Genomic DNA, 14,207 nt, shown 5'->3' on the forward strand with positions numbered 1-14,207 from the left:
AGAGGAGGGTGATATGGCTATGACTTACCATCTGGATGTAGTCAGCGCGGAAAAACAGATGTTTTCCGGCCTGGTGCAGAAGATCCAGGTGACAGGCAGCGAAGGTGAACTGGGGATCTTCCCTGGCCATGCGCCGCTGCTGACTGCCATCAAGCCTGGCATGGTGCGTATTGTTAAGCAGCACGGTGAAGAAGAGTTCATCTACCTGTCCGGCGGCATCCTCGAGGTGCAGCCGAGCGTGGTTACCGTGCTGGCGGACACTGCTATCCGTGGTACTGACCTCGACGAAGCGAGAGCGTTGGAAGCTAAGCGTAAAGCTGAAGAACACATTCGCAGCTCTCATGGCGATGTCGACTATGCTCAGGCATCCGCTGAACTGGCGAAAGCGATCGCAAAACTGCGCGTTATCGAGCTCACCAGAAAAGCGATGTAATGTTTGGGTGCAGAGCACCCAACTTTAAGAAAGCGGCCTATAGGGTCGCTTTTTTTTTACTTTAAAATAAGCATTTCAGCCCGGCGTACAGAGTGGTGTATAACCCCTGATATCGGGAAAGAAACGTCGCCGATCGCCGACAGTTTTTTCGTCCCAGCGTCGAATTGGCCGCGATAGCGGCAGGCCAAGGCCCACGCGGCCTGCGCCGGGTTCGTGCAGAGAAATATGTAGTAATATCGCCGCTAAACGGTTTTACTTTCGTCTATCAAAATGGAGTTATCAGGTTGCTTATGTCGAACAGCGCAATGAGCGTGGTTATCCTCGCCGCGGGCAAGGGAACACGCATGTATTCCGATCTTCCCAAGGTCTTACATCCGTTGGCCGGCAAGCCGATGGTGCAACACGTCATTGATGCCGCGATGAAACTGGGCGCGCAACATGTACACCTGGTATACGGCCACGGCGGCGATCTGCTGAAAAGCACGCTGACCGAGGGCGCGCTGAACTGGGTGCTGCAGGCCGAGCAATTGGGTACCGGCCATGCGATGCAGCAGGCGGCGCCGCATTTTGCCGACGATGAAGACGTATTGATGCTGTATGGCGACGTGCCGTTGATCTCCGTGGATACGCTGCAGCGCCTGTTGGCGGCCAAGCCGCAGGGCGGCATCGGCCTGCTGACGGTCAAGCTGGACGACCCGAGCGGCTATGGCCGCATCGTGCGCGAGCAGGGTGACGTGGTGGGCATCGTCGAACACAAGGACGCCAGCGAAGCGCAGCGTCAGATCAATGAGATCAATACCGGCATCCTGGTGGCGAATGGGCGCGATCTGAAGCGCTGGCTGGGGATGTTGAACAACGACAACGCTCAGGGCGAGTTTTACATCACCGATATCATTGCGTTGGCGCATGCCGACGGCAAGAAAATCGAAGCCGTGCACCCGTCGCGTTTGAGCGAAGTGGAAGGCGTGAACAACCGTCTGCAGCTGGCGACCCTGGAGCGCGTGTTCCAGTCGGAACAGTCTGAAAAACTGCTGCTGGCCGGCGTAATGCTGTTGGATCCGGCGCGTTTCGACCTGCGCGGTGAACTTGTTCACGGCCGCGACATCACTATTGATGCGAATGTGATTATCGAAGGTCACGTCAAGCTGGGCGACCGGGTGAAAATCGGCGCCGGCTGCGTGCTGAAAAACTGCGTGATCGGTGATGACTGCGAGATCAGTCCTTACAGCGTACTGGAAGACAGCGTGCTGGAAGCCGACTGCACCGTGGGGCCGTTCGCCCGCCTGCGCCCTGGCGCGGAGCTGGCAACAGGGGCCCACGTCGGTAACTTCGTGGAAATGAAAAAGGCGCGTTTGGGCAAAGGCTCCAAGGCCGGTCACCTCAGCTACCTGGGCGATGCCGACATTGGCGATGACGTGAATATCGGCGCCGGCACCATCACCTGCAATTACGATGGCGCCAACAAGCACAAGACGCTGATCGGCGATGGCGTGTTCGTCGGTTCCGATACTCAACTGGTGGCGCCGGTGTCGGTCGGCAAAGGCTCCACCATTGCCGCCGGCACCACGGTGACGCGAGATATCGCCGAAAACGAACTGGTCCTGAGCCGCGTCAAGCAGGTGCATATTCAGGGCTGGCAGCGCCCGGTGAAGAAGAAGCCATAGTGTGTTTTGCGTTGGGCTCTATTCACGAGCCCAATACAAAACATAATAACCCCACCATCTACAGGCTCGGGGACGCACGGTAAAACCGGCAAAAATCAGGTCAAGGCATCGAAAACGTCCACGAAGGACGTTCATTAGGAATACAACTGATGTGTGGAATTGTAGGCGCAGTAGCGCAACGTGATATCGCAGAAATTCTGTTGGAAGGTTTACGCCGTCTCGAGTACCGCGGTTATGACTCCGCCGGTCTGGCGGTGGTCGACTCGCAGGGTAACGTCAGTCGCCTGCGCCGCGTAGGCAAGGTGCAAAAACTGGCCGAAGCGGCGGAGCAGATCGATCTGCACGGCGGCACCGGCATCGCTCACACCCGTTGGGCAACGCACGGTGAACCGACCGAGGCGAACGCGCACCCGCATGTTTCCGACTACATTACCGTGGTGCATAACGGCATCATCGAAAACCACGAGCCGCTGCGCGAACTGCTGATCGAACGCGGTTACCGCTTCAACTCTGAAACCGACACCGAAGTGATCGCGCACCTGGTGCACTGGGAACAGCTGCAGGGCGGTACGCTGCTCGACGTGGTTCAGCGCGTGATCCCACAGCTGCGCGGCGCTTACGGCACCGTGGTGATGGACAGCCGCGATCCGAGCGTATTGGTCGCGGCGCGCTCCGGCAGCCCGCTGGTTATCGGCCGCGGCGTCGGGGAAAACTTCATCGCCTCCGATCAGTTGGCGTTGCTGCCGGTCACCCGTCGCTTCATCTTCCTGGAAGAAGGCGATGTAGTGGAGGTGACTCGCCGCACCGTCAACATCTTCGACAAACAGGGTAACGCCATCGAGCGCCCTGAGATCGAATCCCAGGTGCAGTATGACGCCGGCGACAAGGGCGCTTACCGCCACTACATGCAAAAAGAGATCTACGAACAGCCGCTGGCGCTGAAAAACACCCTGGAAGGGCGTTTCAGCCATGGCCAAATCAACCTGAGCGAGCTGGGCCCGCACGCCGACGAGCTGCTGGCCAAGGTGCAGCACGTGCAGATCATCGCCTGTGGGACTTCATACCACTCCGGGATGGTGGCGCGTTACTGGTTCGAAGCGCTGGCCGGCGTGCCGTGCGATGTCGAGATCGCGTCCGAATTCCGTTACCGCAAATCGGCGGTGCGTCCGGGCAGCCTGATCATCACCCTGTCGCAGTCCGGCGAAACCGCCGACACGTTAGCGGCGCTGCGTCTGTCCAAAGAGCTGGGTTATCTCGGTTCGCTGGCCGTTTGTAACGTTGCGGGGTCTTCGCTGGTGCGCGAATCCGATCTGGCGCTGATGACCAAAGCGGGCACGGAAATCGGCGTTGCTTCGACCAAAGCCTTTACCACGCAGCTCACCGTGTTGTTGATGCTGGTGGCGCGCCTGGGCCGTCTGAAAGGCATGGCGGAAAGCGTGGAGCAGGAGATTGTGCACGGCCTGCAGGCGCTGCCGGCGCGTATTGAGCAGATGCTGTCGATGGATAAAGAGATCGAAGCGCTGGCGGAAGGTTTCTCGGACAAACATCATGCGCTGTTCCTCGGCCGCGGCGATCAGTACCCGATCGCCATGGAAGGGGCGCTGAAGCTGAAAGAGATCTCCTATATTCACGCTGAAGCCTATGCGGCGGGTGAGTTGAAACACGGCCCGCTGGCGCTGATCGACGCCGATATGCCGGTGATCGTGGTGGCGCCGAACAACGAACTGCTGGAAAAGCTGAAGTCCAACATTGAAGAAGTGCGCGCGCGCGGCGGTCAGCTGTACGTGTTCGCCGATCAGGACGCCGGCTTCGTCAGCAGCGAAGGCATGACCATCATTCCTCTGCCGCACGTTGAGGAAATCGTGGCGCCGATCTTCTACACCGTGCCGTTGCAGCTGCTGTCTTACCACGTGGCGCTGATCAAGGGCACCGACGTTGACCAACCGCGCAACCTGGCGAAGTCTGTCACCGTAGAGTAACCTGCCGCAGGTAAACTGCAAAAGCCGGCCTTCGCGCCGGCTTTTTTCATGAGCGACCTTAAAGATGACAGCGCGACCGATTCGGCGATAAACATTGTCATATTCAAGCGGATAGGCCGTGCCCAAACGGTTTTTTTGTTGTTTGGCAATTGCGCTATTTTTGAGTTAATTGATTGATTTTTAAATAAACAAACCCCATTCAAACGCACTGTAATATAACTGTCATATTGCGTACATTTTTCTGTCACCAAACTGTCCTATTTTCCCTCCTGCAGCAATACTTACTCTGATTAAAACGACTCGACGTCGATTTTAAGTATCCCATTAGGAGGGATTATGAAACTGATGCGTACCACCGTCGCCAGTATTGTGGCAGCGACCTTCTCCCTGACCGCCATGTCCGCGTTCGCTGCTGCCAGCCTGACCGGTGCAGGTGCGACATTCCCCGCTCCGGTTTACGCCAAGTGGGCAGATTCTTATCAGAAAGAAACCGGCAACAAAGTTAACTATCAGGGCATCGGCTCCTCTGGCGGCGTGAAGCAAATCGTAGCCAACACCGTTGACTTTGGCGCTTCCGACGCCCCGCTGTCTGACGACAAACTGGCGGCCGATGGCCTGTTCCAGTTCCCGACCGTGATCGGCGGCGTGGTGCTGGCTGTGAATATCCCGGGCATCAAATCCGGCGAACTGACGCTGGACGGTAAAACCTTGGGCGATATCTACCTGGGCAACGTCAAAAAGTGGAACGATCCGGCTATCACCAAGTTGAACCCAGGCGTGAAACTGCCTGACCAGAACATTGCCGTGGTGCGCCGCGCCGACGGTTCCGGCACCTCGTTCGTGTTTACCAGCTACCTGTCCAAGGTGAACGCGCAGTGGAAAGAGAAGATCGGCGCCGGTTCTACCGTTAACTGGCCGACCGGTCTGGGCGGCAAAGGCAACGACGGCATCGCCGCCTTCGTTCAGCGTCTGCCTGGCTCTATCGGCTACGTAGAATACGCTTACGCCAAGCAGAACAACCTGGCTTACACCAAGCTGGTGTCCGCCGACGGCAAACCGGTCAGCCCGACCGAAGAGAGCTTCAGCAACGCCGCCAAGGGTGCGGATTGGAGCAAAACCTTCGCTCAGGATCTGACTGACCAGAAAGGCGACAACGTGTGGCCAATCACCTCCACCACCTTCATCCTGGTGCATAAAGAGCAGAAAAACCCTGCTCAGGGCGCCGAAGTGCTGAAGTTCTTCGACTGGGCCTACAAAACCGGCGGCAAGCAGGCTAACGAACTGGATTACGCCACCCTGCCGAAAGAAGTGGTTGAGCAGGTGCGTGCGGCCTGGAAAACCAACGTAAAAGACAGTTCAGGTAAAGCGCTGTACTAACAACGCAGGGGCGCGGGTTCGCCGCGCCCCACACAGTTCTTCAGGCTCCGATCCCGGTTGGGGCTGCCAGGGTTCAAACAGAGAGTAATCTATGGCTGAGTACAAGCCGACCATCAAAGCACCGGGCAAAAACGGTGACATCATTTTCAGCGCGCTGGTGAGACTGGCTGCGCTGATTACCCTATTGTTGCTGGGCGGCATCATCGTTTCGCTGATCTTCGCCTCCTGGCCAAGCATGCAGAAATTCGGCTTCGCCTTCCTGTGGACCAAAGAGTGGGATGCGCCGGCGGAGCAGTTCGGCGCGCTGGTGCCTATCTACGGCACCGTGGTCACCTCGCTCATCGCGCTGATTATCGCCGTGCCGGTGAGTTTCGGCATCGCGCTGTTCCTGACCGAACTGGCGCCGAACTGGTTGAAGCGGCCGCTGGGCATCGCCATTGAGCTGCTGGCGGCCATCCCGAGCATCGTCTACGGCATGTGGGGCCTGTTCGTGTTCGCCCCGCTGTTCGCCGAATATTTCCAGACGCCGGTGGGCGAAGTGCTGTCGGGCATTCCTATCGTCGGCGAGTTGTTCTCCGGCCCGGCCTTCGGCATCGGCATTCTGGCCGCCGGGGTTATCCTGGCTATCATGATCATTCCTTACATCGCCGCGGTGATGCGCGACGTGTTCGAACAGACGCCGGTAATGATGAAAGAGTCGGCCTACGGCATCGGCTGCACCACCTGGGAAGTCATCTGGCGCATCGTGCTGCCGTTCACCAAAAACGGCGTCATCGGCGGCGTGATGCTGGGTCTGGGCCGAGCGCTGGGGGAGACCATGGCGGTAACCTTTATCATCGGCAACACCTACCAGCTCGACAGCGCTTCGCTGTACATGCCGGGCAACAGCATCACCTCGGCGCTGGCCAACGAATTCGCCGAAGCCGAGTCCGGCGTGCACACCGCCGCACTGATGGAGCTGGGCCTGATTCTGTTTGTTATCACCTTTATCGTGCTGGCGCTGTCGAAACTGATGATCATGCGTCTGGCCAAGAATGAGGGGCGTTAACATGGCGACGATGGATATGCAAAACGCAGTCGTTCTGGCGGAAAGCCGCCGCAAAATGCAGGCCTGGCGCCGGCAGAAAAACCGCCTCGCGCTGTTCCTGTCGATGGCGACCATGGCGTTCGGGCTGTTCTGGCTGATCTGGATCCTTATCGCCACCGTGACCAAAGGCTTCGACGGCATGTCGCTGGCGCTGTTCACCGAGATGACCCCGCCGCCGAACACCGCGGGCGGCGGCTTGGCCAACGCCATCGCCGGCAGCGGGCTGTTGATCCTGTGGGCGACCATCTTCGGCACGCCGCTGGGCATCATGGCCGGTATTTATCTGGCGGAATACGGACGTAAATCCTGGTTGGCGGAAGTGATCCGCTTTATCAACGATATTCTGTTGTCTGCACCGTCGATCGTGGTGGGCCTGTTCGTTTACACCATTGTGGTGGCGAAGATGGAACACTTCTCCGGTTGGGCCGGCATCGTGGCGCTGGCGCTGCTGCAGGTGCCGATCGTCATTCGCACCACCGAGAACATGCTGAAGCTGGTGCCGGATACGCTGCGCGAGGCCGCTTATGCGCTGGGCACGCCGAAATGGCGCATGATTTCCGCCATCACGCTGAAGGCGTCGGTGTCCGGCATCATCACCGGCGTGCTGCTGGCGATTGCGCGCATTGCGGGGGAAACGGCGCCGCTGCTGTTCACCTCGCTGTCGAACCAGTTCTGGAGCACCGACCTGATGCAGCCGATCGCCAACCTGCCGGTGACCATCTTCAAATTCGCCATGAGCCCGTTCGCCGAATGGCAACAGCTGGCCTGGGCCGGGGTGCTGTTGATCACCCTGTGCGTACTGTTACTGAATATCCTGGCGCGCGTGATTTTCGCCAAGAAAAAGCATTCATAAAATTTTGAGCGCCGCTTTGGCGGCGCTGATGAAAAGAGAGAAGTCTTGATGAGTATGGTTACTGACGCTTCCAGCAGCAAAATTCAGGTACGCGATCTGAACTTCTACTACGGCAAATTCCATGCGCTGAAGAACATCACGCTGGATATCGCCAAGAATAAGGTCACCGCGTTTATCGGCCCATCCGGCTGTGGCAAGTCCACCCTGCTGCGCACCTTCAACAAGATGTACCAGCTGTACCCGGAACAGCGAGCGGAAGGCGGCATTCTGCTGGACGGCCAGAATATCCTGACCGACAACTCGGATATCGCGCTGCTGCGCGCCAAGGTCGGCATGGTGTTCCAGAAGCCGACGCCGTTCCCGATGTCGATTTACGACAACATCGCCTTCGGCGTTCGCCTGTTTGAAAAGCTGTCGCGCGCTGATATGGACGAACGCGTGCAGTGGGCGCTGACCAAAGCGGCGCTGTGGAACGAAACCAAGGACAAGCTGCACCAGAGCGGCTACAGCCTCTCCGGCGGCCAGCAGCAGCGTCTGTGCATCGCCCGCGGCATCGCCATTCGTCCGGAAGTGTTGTTGCTGGATGAGCCTTGCTCGGCGCTGGATCCGATCTCAACCGGCAAGATTGAAGAGCTGATCAGCGAGCTGAAGGCTGATTACACCGTGGTGATCGTGACGCACAACATGCAGCAGGCGGCGCGCTGCTCCGACTCTACCGCATTTATGTATCTGGGCGAGCTGATCGAGTTCAGTGATACTGATAACCTGTTCACTGCGCCGCAGAAAAAGCAGACTGAAGACTACATCACTGGCCGTTATGGTTGATAGGAAGCATCATGGATAACCTGAATTTAAACAAACACATTTCCGGCCAGTTCAACGCAGAGCTCGAGCATATCCGCACCCAGGTGCTGACCATGGGCGGGCTGGTGGAGCAGCAGCTGACCGACGCCATCACCGCGATGCACAATCAGGATGGCGAGCTGGCCAAGCGCGTGATCGAAGGCGACGCCAAGGTCAACATGATGGAAGTGGCGATCGACGAAGCCTGCGTGCGCATTATCGCCAAGCGCCAGCCGACCGCCAGCGATCTGCGTCTGGTGATGGCGATCATCAAAACCATTTCCGAGCTGGAACGCATCGGCGACGTGGCGGACAAGATCTGCCGCACCGCGCTGGAGAAGTTCTCGCACCAGCACCAGCCGCTGCTGGTCAGCCTGGAGTCGCTGGGGCGCCACACCGTGCAGATGCTGCACGACGTGCTGGACGCGTTCGCGCGCATGGATCTGGACGAAGCGATCCGTATTTACCGTGAAGATAAAAAGGTCGACCAGGAATACGAAGGCATCGTGCGTCAGCTGATGACCTACATGATGGAAGATTCGCGCACCATTCCGAGCGTGCTGACCGCGTTGTTCTGCGCCCGTTCTATCGAGCGTATCGGCGATCGCTGCCAGAACATCTGCGAATTTATCTTCTATTTCGTCAAAGGACAGGATTTCCGTCATTTGGGCGGCGACGCCCTGGAAAAGCTGCTGTCTCCGGGCGGTAAAGACGAAAAAGACGACTAACCCTTTCCGGGTAATATCCTTCCAAGGCGCGGTTTCCCGCGCCTTTATTCCATCTTAAGCGCGTAAAGATAAAAAGGTTATAAATATAGCTTTTTATATTATTTCCTGACCTATGTGGCGCTTGCTAGCTTATCCGCCAGCAGGACATCAACCACTTAGGAGCTTTCTATGAAACATCGCGCTTTGGCCTTAACGTTGTTAGCCAGTCTGACCGGTTTCGCCGCCGGCGCCGCGCACGCGGACAAACTTGACGATATCAAGCAAGCCGGCGTGGTGCGCATCGCGGTGTTCGACAGCAACCCGCCGTTCGGCTACATCGATCCGCAGAGCAAGAAGCTGGTGGGCTACGATGTGGATGTCGCCGACGCGATCGGCAAAGCGCTGGGGGTGAAAGTGGAGCTGCGCGCCACCAACCCGGCCAACCGCATTCCGCTGCTGGTGTCGAAGAAGGTTGACCTGATTGCCGCCAACTTCACCATTACCGACGAGCGCGCCAAGGAAGTGAACTTCAGCGTGCCGTACTTCGCCACTGGCCAGAAATTCATCGCCCGCAAAGGCGTGTTGAAAACGCCGGAAGACATCAAGAAGCTGCGCATCGGCGCGGATAAGGGCACGGTACAGGAAATCACCCTGCGCGAGCGTTTCCCGACGGCGAAAGTGATCTCCTACGATGATACCCCACTGGCGTTCGTGGCGCTGCGTAACGGCAACGTGCAGGCGATCACTCAGGACGACGCCAAGCTGGTCGGCCTGCTCGGCAACCTGCCGGCGGCGCAAAAGGCGGAGTTTGAAATTTCGCCGTTCAGCCTGACCAAAGAGTATCAGGGCGTGGGTATTCCCAAGGGTGAAGATCGCCTGACCGCTGCGGTGAACGAGACGCTGATCAAGCTGGAAAAAGACGGCGAAGCGGTTAAGATTTACGATCGCTGGTTCGGGCCGGAAACCAAATCCGCCCAGCCGCGCGGCGATTTCAAAATCGCGCCTTTGGATCAGCAACCAAAAGCCTGACTTAACCGCTTGCGGTGAGATAGGCACGGAGGGGCGCAGCTTGCTGCGCCCCTGATGCATTCTGCAAGACAAGGATTGAACATGAACCTGGACTGGCTGCTGGCGCCGCAATACCTGAGCTGGCTGTGGCACGGTTTTCTGCTGACGCTGTGGCTTTCCGCCTGTGCGGGGCTGGCGGCTACGCTGTTGGGCTTTGTGCTGGCGGCGATGCGCGACAGCAGCCTGCGGCCGTTGCGCTGGCTGGCGATGGGGTACAGTTCGCTGTTTCGCAATACGCCGCTGCTGGTGCAGCTGTTCTTCTGGTACTTCGCCGCCGGGCAGATCCTGCCGTCCGCCGCCATGCAGTGGCTGAACAGCGCCCATCAGGTTGGCCCGCTTGAGTGGCCGTCATTCGAGTTTCTCGCCGGTTTCTTCGGCCTGACGCTGTACTCCACCGCCTTTATCGCCGAAGAGATCCGCTCCGGCATTCGCGGCGTCGCCGGCGGGCAGAAATATGCCGCTCAGGCGCTGGGGCTGACCGGCTGGCAGGCGATGCGCTATGTGGTGCTGCCGCAGGCGCTGAAAATCGCGCTGCCGCCGTTGCTGGGCCAATACATGAACGTGATCAAGAACTCGTCGTTGACCATGGCGATCGGCGTGGCCGAACTCTCTTACGCCTCGCGTCAGGTCGAAACCGAAACCCTGCGCACTTTCCAGGCGTTCGGCGTGGCGACGGTACTGTATATCGCCATCATCGCGCTGCTGGAAGGCTGGGGCATGTGGCGACAACAGCGTAAACCGCTGGGAGGGCATTGAGATGGATTTCAGCGTGATTCACGACAACCTGGGCTACCTGCTGTGGGGCACCTGGCCGGATGGGCCGCTGGGCGGCGCGGCGCTGACGTTGGCGATCAGTCTGATGGCCGGGGTCGCCTCGGCGGTGCTCGGCACCCTGCTCGGCGTGGCGCTGGCGATGTCGCGCGGCATCGCCGCCGGGCTGCTGGCGGCGGTGTTGGGCTTTTTCCGCGCCATTCCGGTCATCATGCTGATCTTCTGGACCTATTTCCTGTTGCCGATGGTGTTTGGCGTCGAGATCCCGGAAATCACCACCGTCGTGTGCGCGCTGGCGCTGATCGCCTCGGCCTATCTGGCCCATGCGGTGAAAGCCGGCATCACCGCGATCGGCCCCGGCCAGTGGCAGGCCGGGCTTTCTCTGGGGCTGACCCGCTGGCAGACGCTGCGCATGATCGTGCTGCCGCAGGCGCTGCGCATGATGGTGCCGTCGTTCATCAACCAGTGGATTTCTCTGATCAAAGACACCTCGTTGGCTTATATCGTCGGCGTTGGCGAACTGACCTTCCTGGCGACCCAGGTCAACAACCGCAGCATGGTCTACCCGATGGAAGTCTTCCTGTTCGTGGCGCTGGTCTATTTCGTGTTCTGCCTGGCGCTCGATCTGCTGGCCAACGCGGTCAACCGCCGTTTCGGCGCGCAAACCCGCGGCCTGAAGCGCTCCTGGCGCTGGTGGCGCAACAAGCCGCCGTTGCCGGCCAGTTAATCGGCCGTCAGCCGCCAGCCGCGTTCGCGCCACAGCGCGGGCAATTGAGCCAGGTCGTCAAACGTTGTCACCAGCGGGTGGTCGATCGGCGGGTTATGCGGATCGGCGCAGAAGTAAAAGACCGGGATGCCGGCATTGATGCCGGCCTGCGCGCCGGCGGGCGAATCGTCCACCAGGATGCAGCGCGTCACCGGCACCTGCATCTGTTCGGCGGCGTGAAACACGATCGCCGGATCCGGCTTCCAGCGCTGAATGTCATAGCCGCTGAACAACCGGTCATCAAAATAAGGCAGCATGCCGGTCAGGCCGAGCGAGTGCTGCATCTTGCTGACCGGCCCGTTGGAGACGGTGCAGACGGGCACCGTCACCTGCGCCAGCAGCTCGCGGGCGCCGGCAATCTGTTGCAGTTCGCTGTCGAACAGCCGCGCCACTTCTTGCCGATACAGCGGCTCCAGCGTCTCTTTTGCCAGGTCAGTGCCCTGCTCGGCGTTGACCCGATCGATGATCTCGTACAGCTTCACCCCTTTGTATTTCTTGAATACCTCTTCCAGCGACAGATGAATGCCGTAGCGGGCGAACATATGGACATAGGCTTTGCTGCACAGCACTTCGCTGTCCACCAGCGTGCCGTCGCAGTCGAACAAAATGCAGTCAATCTGATTCATGCGGGACAGGTTCCTTCGGGTTAACGCCGCTGAGGCCGCTCAGCGATCACTTGATCAGGCTACGCGCCTTGAGATCGTGCAAAATCAGCGCGGCGACGTGTGAACACTGCGGCAGATCGCGGCTGTCGCACCACTTCAGCTCGGCGATTTCGGCGGCCGGCTGCAACTGCCCGGTAAAGTCGGCCTGGTAGCAACGAATGCGCACCTGAGTGCCGTCCTGCTTGCCGTCCGCCGGGCCGGTGAACTCGCCGTAAAACGCGATGGATTGCGGCTGCAGCGCAACGGTCAGCTCTTCGTCGATTTCGCGGCACAGCGCCTGCTCATCGGTTTCACCCGCTTCACGCTTTCCGCCCGGCACATAAAACAGCGTCTTGTTGTGCGAGCGCACCAGCGCCACTTTGTCATCTTTCAGCGCGATCAACGCGAGCTTATCGATAAGGGTCGAAGACATGCGGGTTCCTGTTTTTTTAGCGGGTAGGGTAAGAGATGCGATAGGCCATTTTATCGGCCGTGTCGGCAAACGGCAACGCGGCGGGCTGTGATGGAGAATGAATGCCTGTAAATACAAGCCGTTGACGCGTTTAGCCGTAAAGACGGCGAAAAAAACCTGTGACCGGCGTCAAAAGCCCCATTTTTTGTTATAGGATAGCCGGCGACTGTCCATTCCCATTTTCGGAATTCTGATAATGACCAAACCAGTATCTGGCCTTGACGCTGAGCAAGGCTTGCTTGGGCGCGTGTTTAAACTCAAGCAACATGGCACGACGGCGCGTACGGAAACGATTGCCGGTATCACCACTTTCCTCACCATGGTGTATATCGTGTTCGTTAACCCGCAAATTTTGGGCGCGGCGGGCATGGATACCCAGGCGGTATTTGTCACCACCTGTTTGATCGCCGCCTTCGGCAGCATCCTTATGGGCCTGCTGGCGAACCTGCCGGTGGCGTTGGCGCCGGCGATGGGCCTGAACGCCTTCTTCGCCTTCGTGGTGGTCGGCGCGATGGGCATCTCCTGGCAGGTGGGCATGGGCGCCATCTTCTGGGGCGCGGTCGGCCTGCTGCTGCTGACCATTTTCCGCATTCGCTACTGGATGATCGCCAACATTCCGGTCAGCCTGCGGGTCGGCATCACCAGCGGCATCGGTCTGTTCATCGGCATGATGGGGCTGAAAAACGCCGGCATCGTGGTGGCCAACCCGGACACGCTGGTGACCATTGGCAGCCTGACCTCGCACAATGTGCTGCTGGGGGCGCTTGGCTTCTTCATCATCGCCGTGCTCTCTTCGCGCAACTTCCACGCGGCGGTGCTGGTATCGATCGTGGTCACTACCCTGATCGGCTGGATGCTGGGCGACGTGAAATACGGCGGCCTGTTCTCCTTGCCGCCGAGCATCACCTCGGTAGTGGGCCAGGTCGACGTGGCCGGCGCGCTGAACATCGGGCTGGCCGGGGTCATCTTCTCGTTTATGCTGGTGAACCTGTTCGACTCCTCCGGCACCCTGATCGGCGTTACCGATAAAGCCGGTTTGACCGACAATCAGGGCAAGTTCCCGCGCATGAAGCAGGCGCTGTACGTTGACAGCATCAGCTCGGTGGCCGGCTCGCTGGCGGGCACTTCTTCCGTAACCGCTTACATCGAAAGCTCATCCGGCGTCGCCGTGGGCGGCCGCACCGGTTTGACGGCGGTGGTCACCGGCCTGCTGTTCCTGCTGGTGATCTTCCTGTCGCCGCTGGCGGGTATGGTGCCGGCGTATGCCGCTGCCGGCGCGCTGATCTACGTCGGCGTGCTGATGACCTCCAGCCTGGCGCGGGTGAAATGGGACGATCTGACCGAAGCGGTACCGGCGTTTGTCACCGCGGTGATGATGCCGTTCAGCTTCTCGATCACCGAAGGCATTGCGCTCGGCTTTATCTCCTACTGCGTGATGAAGCTCGGCACCGGCCGCTGGCGTGAAATCAGCCCGTGCGTGGTGGTCGTGGCGCTGCTGTTCGTGCTGAAGATCGTTTTCGTCGACGGCCATTGACAGCCAAAG

General features: G+C 59.2%; 14 protein-coding genes. 12 read left to right on the plus strand and 2 right to left on the minus strand.

The features are described 5' to 3' along the window. Positions 1-13: 13 nt before the first annotated feature. The 11 genes from ITX55_RS21995 to ITX55_RS22045 all read left to right on the plus strand — a co-directional run bounded on the left by ITX55_RS21995 (position 14) and on the right by ITX55_RS22045 (position 11,509). Positions 14-433 (plus strand): F0F1 ATP synthase subunit epsilon, encoded by a 420-nt coding sequence (locus ITX55_RS21995; RefSeq protein ID WP_004933814.1) that lies wholly within the window; start codon positions 14-16, stop codon positions 431-433. 290 nt (positions 434-723) lie between these two features. Beyond that, positions 724-2,097 (plus strand): bifunctional UDP-N-acetylglucosamine diphosphorylase/glucosamine-1-phosphate N-acetyltransferase GlmU, encoded by a 1,374-nt coding sequence (gene glmU, locus ITX55_RS22000; RefSeq protein ID WP_033652327.1) that lies wholly within the window; start codon positions 724-726, stop codon positions 2,095-2,097. Positions 2,098-2,246: 149 nt separating this feature from the next. Next, positions 2,247-4,076: a glutamine--fructose-6-phosphate transaminase (isomerizing) gene (gene glmS / locus ITX55_RS22005; RefSeq protein WP_089192391.1), complete on the plus strand. Its 1,830-nt coding sequence runs from the start codon at positions 2,247-2,249 to the stop codon at positions 4,074-4,076. Between the two features lie 336 nt (positions 4,077-4,412). Continuing rightward, complete coding sequence (gene pstS, locus ITX55_RS22010) at positions 4,413-5,453, plus strand: phosphate ABC transporter substrate-binding protein PstS (RefSeq protein ID WP_223085383.1); 1,041 nt, start codon at positions 4,413-4,415, stop codon at positions 5,451-5,453. Positions 5,454-5,544: 91 nt separating this feature from the next. Continuing rightward, positions 5,545-6,501, plus strand: a complete 957-nt coding sequence (gene pstC / locus ITX55_RS22015) for a phosphate ABC transporter permease PstC (RefSeq protein WP_004933822.1) — start codon at positions 5,545-5,547, stop codon at positions 6,499-6,501. 1 nt (position 6,502) lies between these two features. Continuing rightward, entirely contained in the window at positions 6,503-7,393 is an 891-nt protein-coding gene (pstA, locus tag ITX55_RS22020) for a phosphate ABC transporter permease PstA (RefSeq protein ID WP_019455481.1), read from the plus strand. A 54-nt stretch (positions 7,394-7,447) separates the two neighbouring features. Further along, the gene (pstB, locus tag ITX55_RS22025) at positions 7,448-8,218 is read left to right on the plus strand and encodes a phosphate ABC transporter ATP-binding protein PstB (RefSeq protein WP_016929614.1); all 771 of its coding nucleotides are present in this window, start codon (positions 7,448-7,450) and stop codon (positions 8,216-8,218) included. 11 nt (positions 8,219-8,229) lie between these two features. Then, entirely contained in the window at positions 8,230-8,964 is a 735-nt protein-coding gene (phoU, locus tag ITX55_RS22030; RefSeq protein ID WP_004933833.1) for a phosphate signaling complex protein PhoU, read from the plus strand. A gap of 168 nt (positions 8,965-9,132) precedes the next feature. Continuing rightward, complete coding sequence (locus tag ITX55_RS22035; protein WP_025304747.1) at positions 9,133-9,972, plus strand: ABC transporter substrate-binding protein; 840 nt, start codon at positions 9,133-9,135, stop codon at positions 9,970-9,972. A gap of 81 nt (positions 9,973-10,053) precedes the next feature. Next, positions 10,054-10,767, plus strand: coding sequence for an amino acid ABC transporter permease (locus ITX55_RS22040; RefSeq protein ID WP_033645154.1), 714 nt, complete (start codon positions 10,054-10,056; stop codon positions 10,765-10,767). Position 10,768: 1 nt separating this feature from the next. Next, on the plus strand, positions 10,769-11,509 hold the full coding sequence (locus tag ITX55_RS22045; RefSeq protein WP_108680004.1) for an amino acid ABC transporter permease: 741 nt from the start codon (positions 10,769-10,771) through the stop codon (positions 11,507-11,509). Here ITX55_RS22045 and yieH read toward each other — a convergent pair. Together yieH and ITX55_RS22055 are read right to left on the minus strand one after the other, a co-directional pair. Then, positions 11,506-12,174: a 6-phosphogluconate phosphatase gene (gene yieH, locus ITX55_RS22050; RefSeq protein WP_004933845.1), complete on the minus strand. Its 669-nt coding sequence runs from the start codon at positions 12,172-12,174 to the stop codon at positions 11,506-11,508. The two genes, ITX55_RS22045 and yieH, sit on opposite strands and share 4 nt — an antisense overlap. A gap of 46 nt (positions 12,175-12,220) precedes the next feature. After that, positions 12,221-12,625 (minus strand): NUDIX domain-containing protein, encoded by a 405-nt coding sequence (locus ITX55_RS22055; protein WP_089192389.1) that lies wholly within the window; start codon positions 12,623-12,625, stop codon positions 12,221-12,223. Positions 12,626-12,860: 235 nt separating this feature from the next. Here ITX55_RS22055 and ITX55_RS22060 point away from each other — a divergent pair, with 235 nt between their 5' ends. Continuing rightward, entirely contained in the window at positions 12,861-14,198 is a 1,338-nt protein-coding gene (locus ITX55_RS22060) for an NCS2 family permease (RefSeq protein ID WP_033652325.1), read from the plus strand. Positions 14,199-14,207: the final 9 nt, after the last annotated feature.

The sequence above is a fragment of the Serratia sp. EWG9 genome (genome assembly GCF_019913725.1).
Lineage (GTDB): Bacteria > Pseudomonadota > Gammaproteobacteria > Enterobacterales > Enterobacteriaceae > Serratia > Serratia ureilytica.

Excerpts from the sequence above, each read along its gene's own strand:
- ITX55_RS21995 (WP_004933814.1), top strand. The coding sequence starts at position 14 with ATGGCTATGACTTACCATCTGGATGTAGTCAGCGCGGAAAAACAGATG.
- glmU (WP_033652327.1), top strand. The coding sequence starts at position 724 with ATGTCGAACAGCGCAATGAGCGTGGTTATCCTCGCCGCGGGCAAGGGA.
- glmS (WP_089192391.1), top strand. The coding sequence starts at position 2,247 with ATGTGTGGAATTGTAGGCGCAGTAGCGCAACGTGATATCGCAGAAATT.
- pstS (WP_223085383.1), top strand. The coding sequence starts at position 4,413 with ATGAAACTGATGCGTACCACCGTCGCCAGTATTGTGGCAGCGACCTTC.
- pstC (WP_004933822.1), top strand. The coding sequence starts at position 5,545 with ATGGCTGAGTACAAGCCGACCATCAAAGCACCGGGCAAAAACGGTGAC.
- pstA (WP_019455481.1), top strand. The coding sequence starts at position 6,503 with ATGGCGACGATGGATATGCAAAACGCAGTCGTTCTGGCGGAAAGCCGC.
- pstB (WP_016929614.1), top strand. The coding sequence starts at position 7,448 with ATGGTTACTGACGCTTCCAGCAGCAAAATTCAGGTACGCGATCTGAAC.
- phoU (WP_004933833.1), top strand. The coding sequence starts at position 8,230 with ATGGATAACCTGAATTTAAACAAACACATTTCCGGCCAGTTCAACGCA.
- ITX55_RS22035 (WP_025304747.1), top strand. The coding sequence starts at position 9,133 with ATGAAACATCGCGCTTTGGCCTTAACGTTGTTAGCCAGTCTGACCGGT.
- ITX55_RS22040 (WP_033645154.1), top strand. The coding sequence starts at position 10,054 with ATGAACCTGGACTGGCTGCTGGCGCCGCAATACCTGAGCTGGCTGTGG.
- ITX55_RS22045 (WP_108680004.1), top strand. The coding sequence starts at position 10,769 with ATGGATTTCAGCGTGATTCACGACAACCTGGGCTACCTGCTGTGGGGC.
- yieH (WP_004933845.1), bottom strand. The coding sequence starts at position 12,174 with ATGAATCAGATTGACTGCATTTTGTTCGACTGCGACGGCACGCTGGTG.
- ITX55_RS22055 (WP_089192389.1), bottom strand. The coding sequence starts at position 12,625 with ATGTCTTCGACCCTTATCGATAAGCTCGCGTTGATCGCGCTGAAAGAT.
- ITX55_RS22060 (WP_033652325.1), top strand. The coding sequence starts at position 12,861 with ATGACCAAACCAGTATCTGGCCTTGACGCTGAGCAAGGCTTGCTTGGG.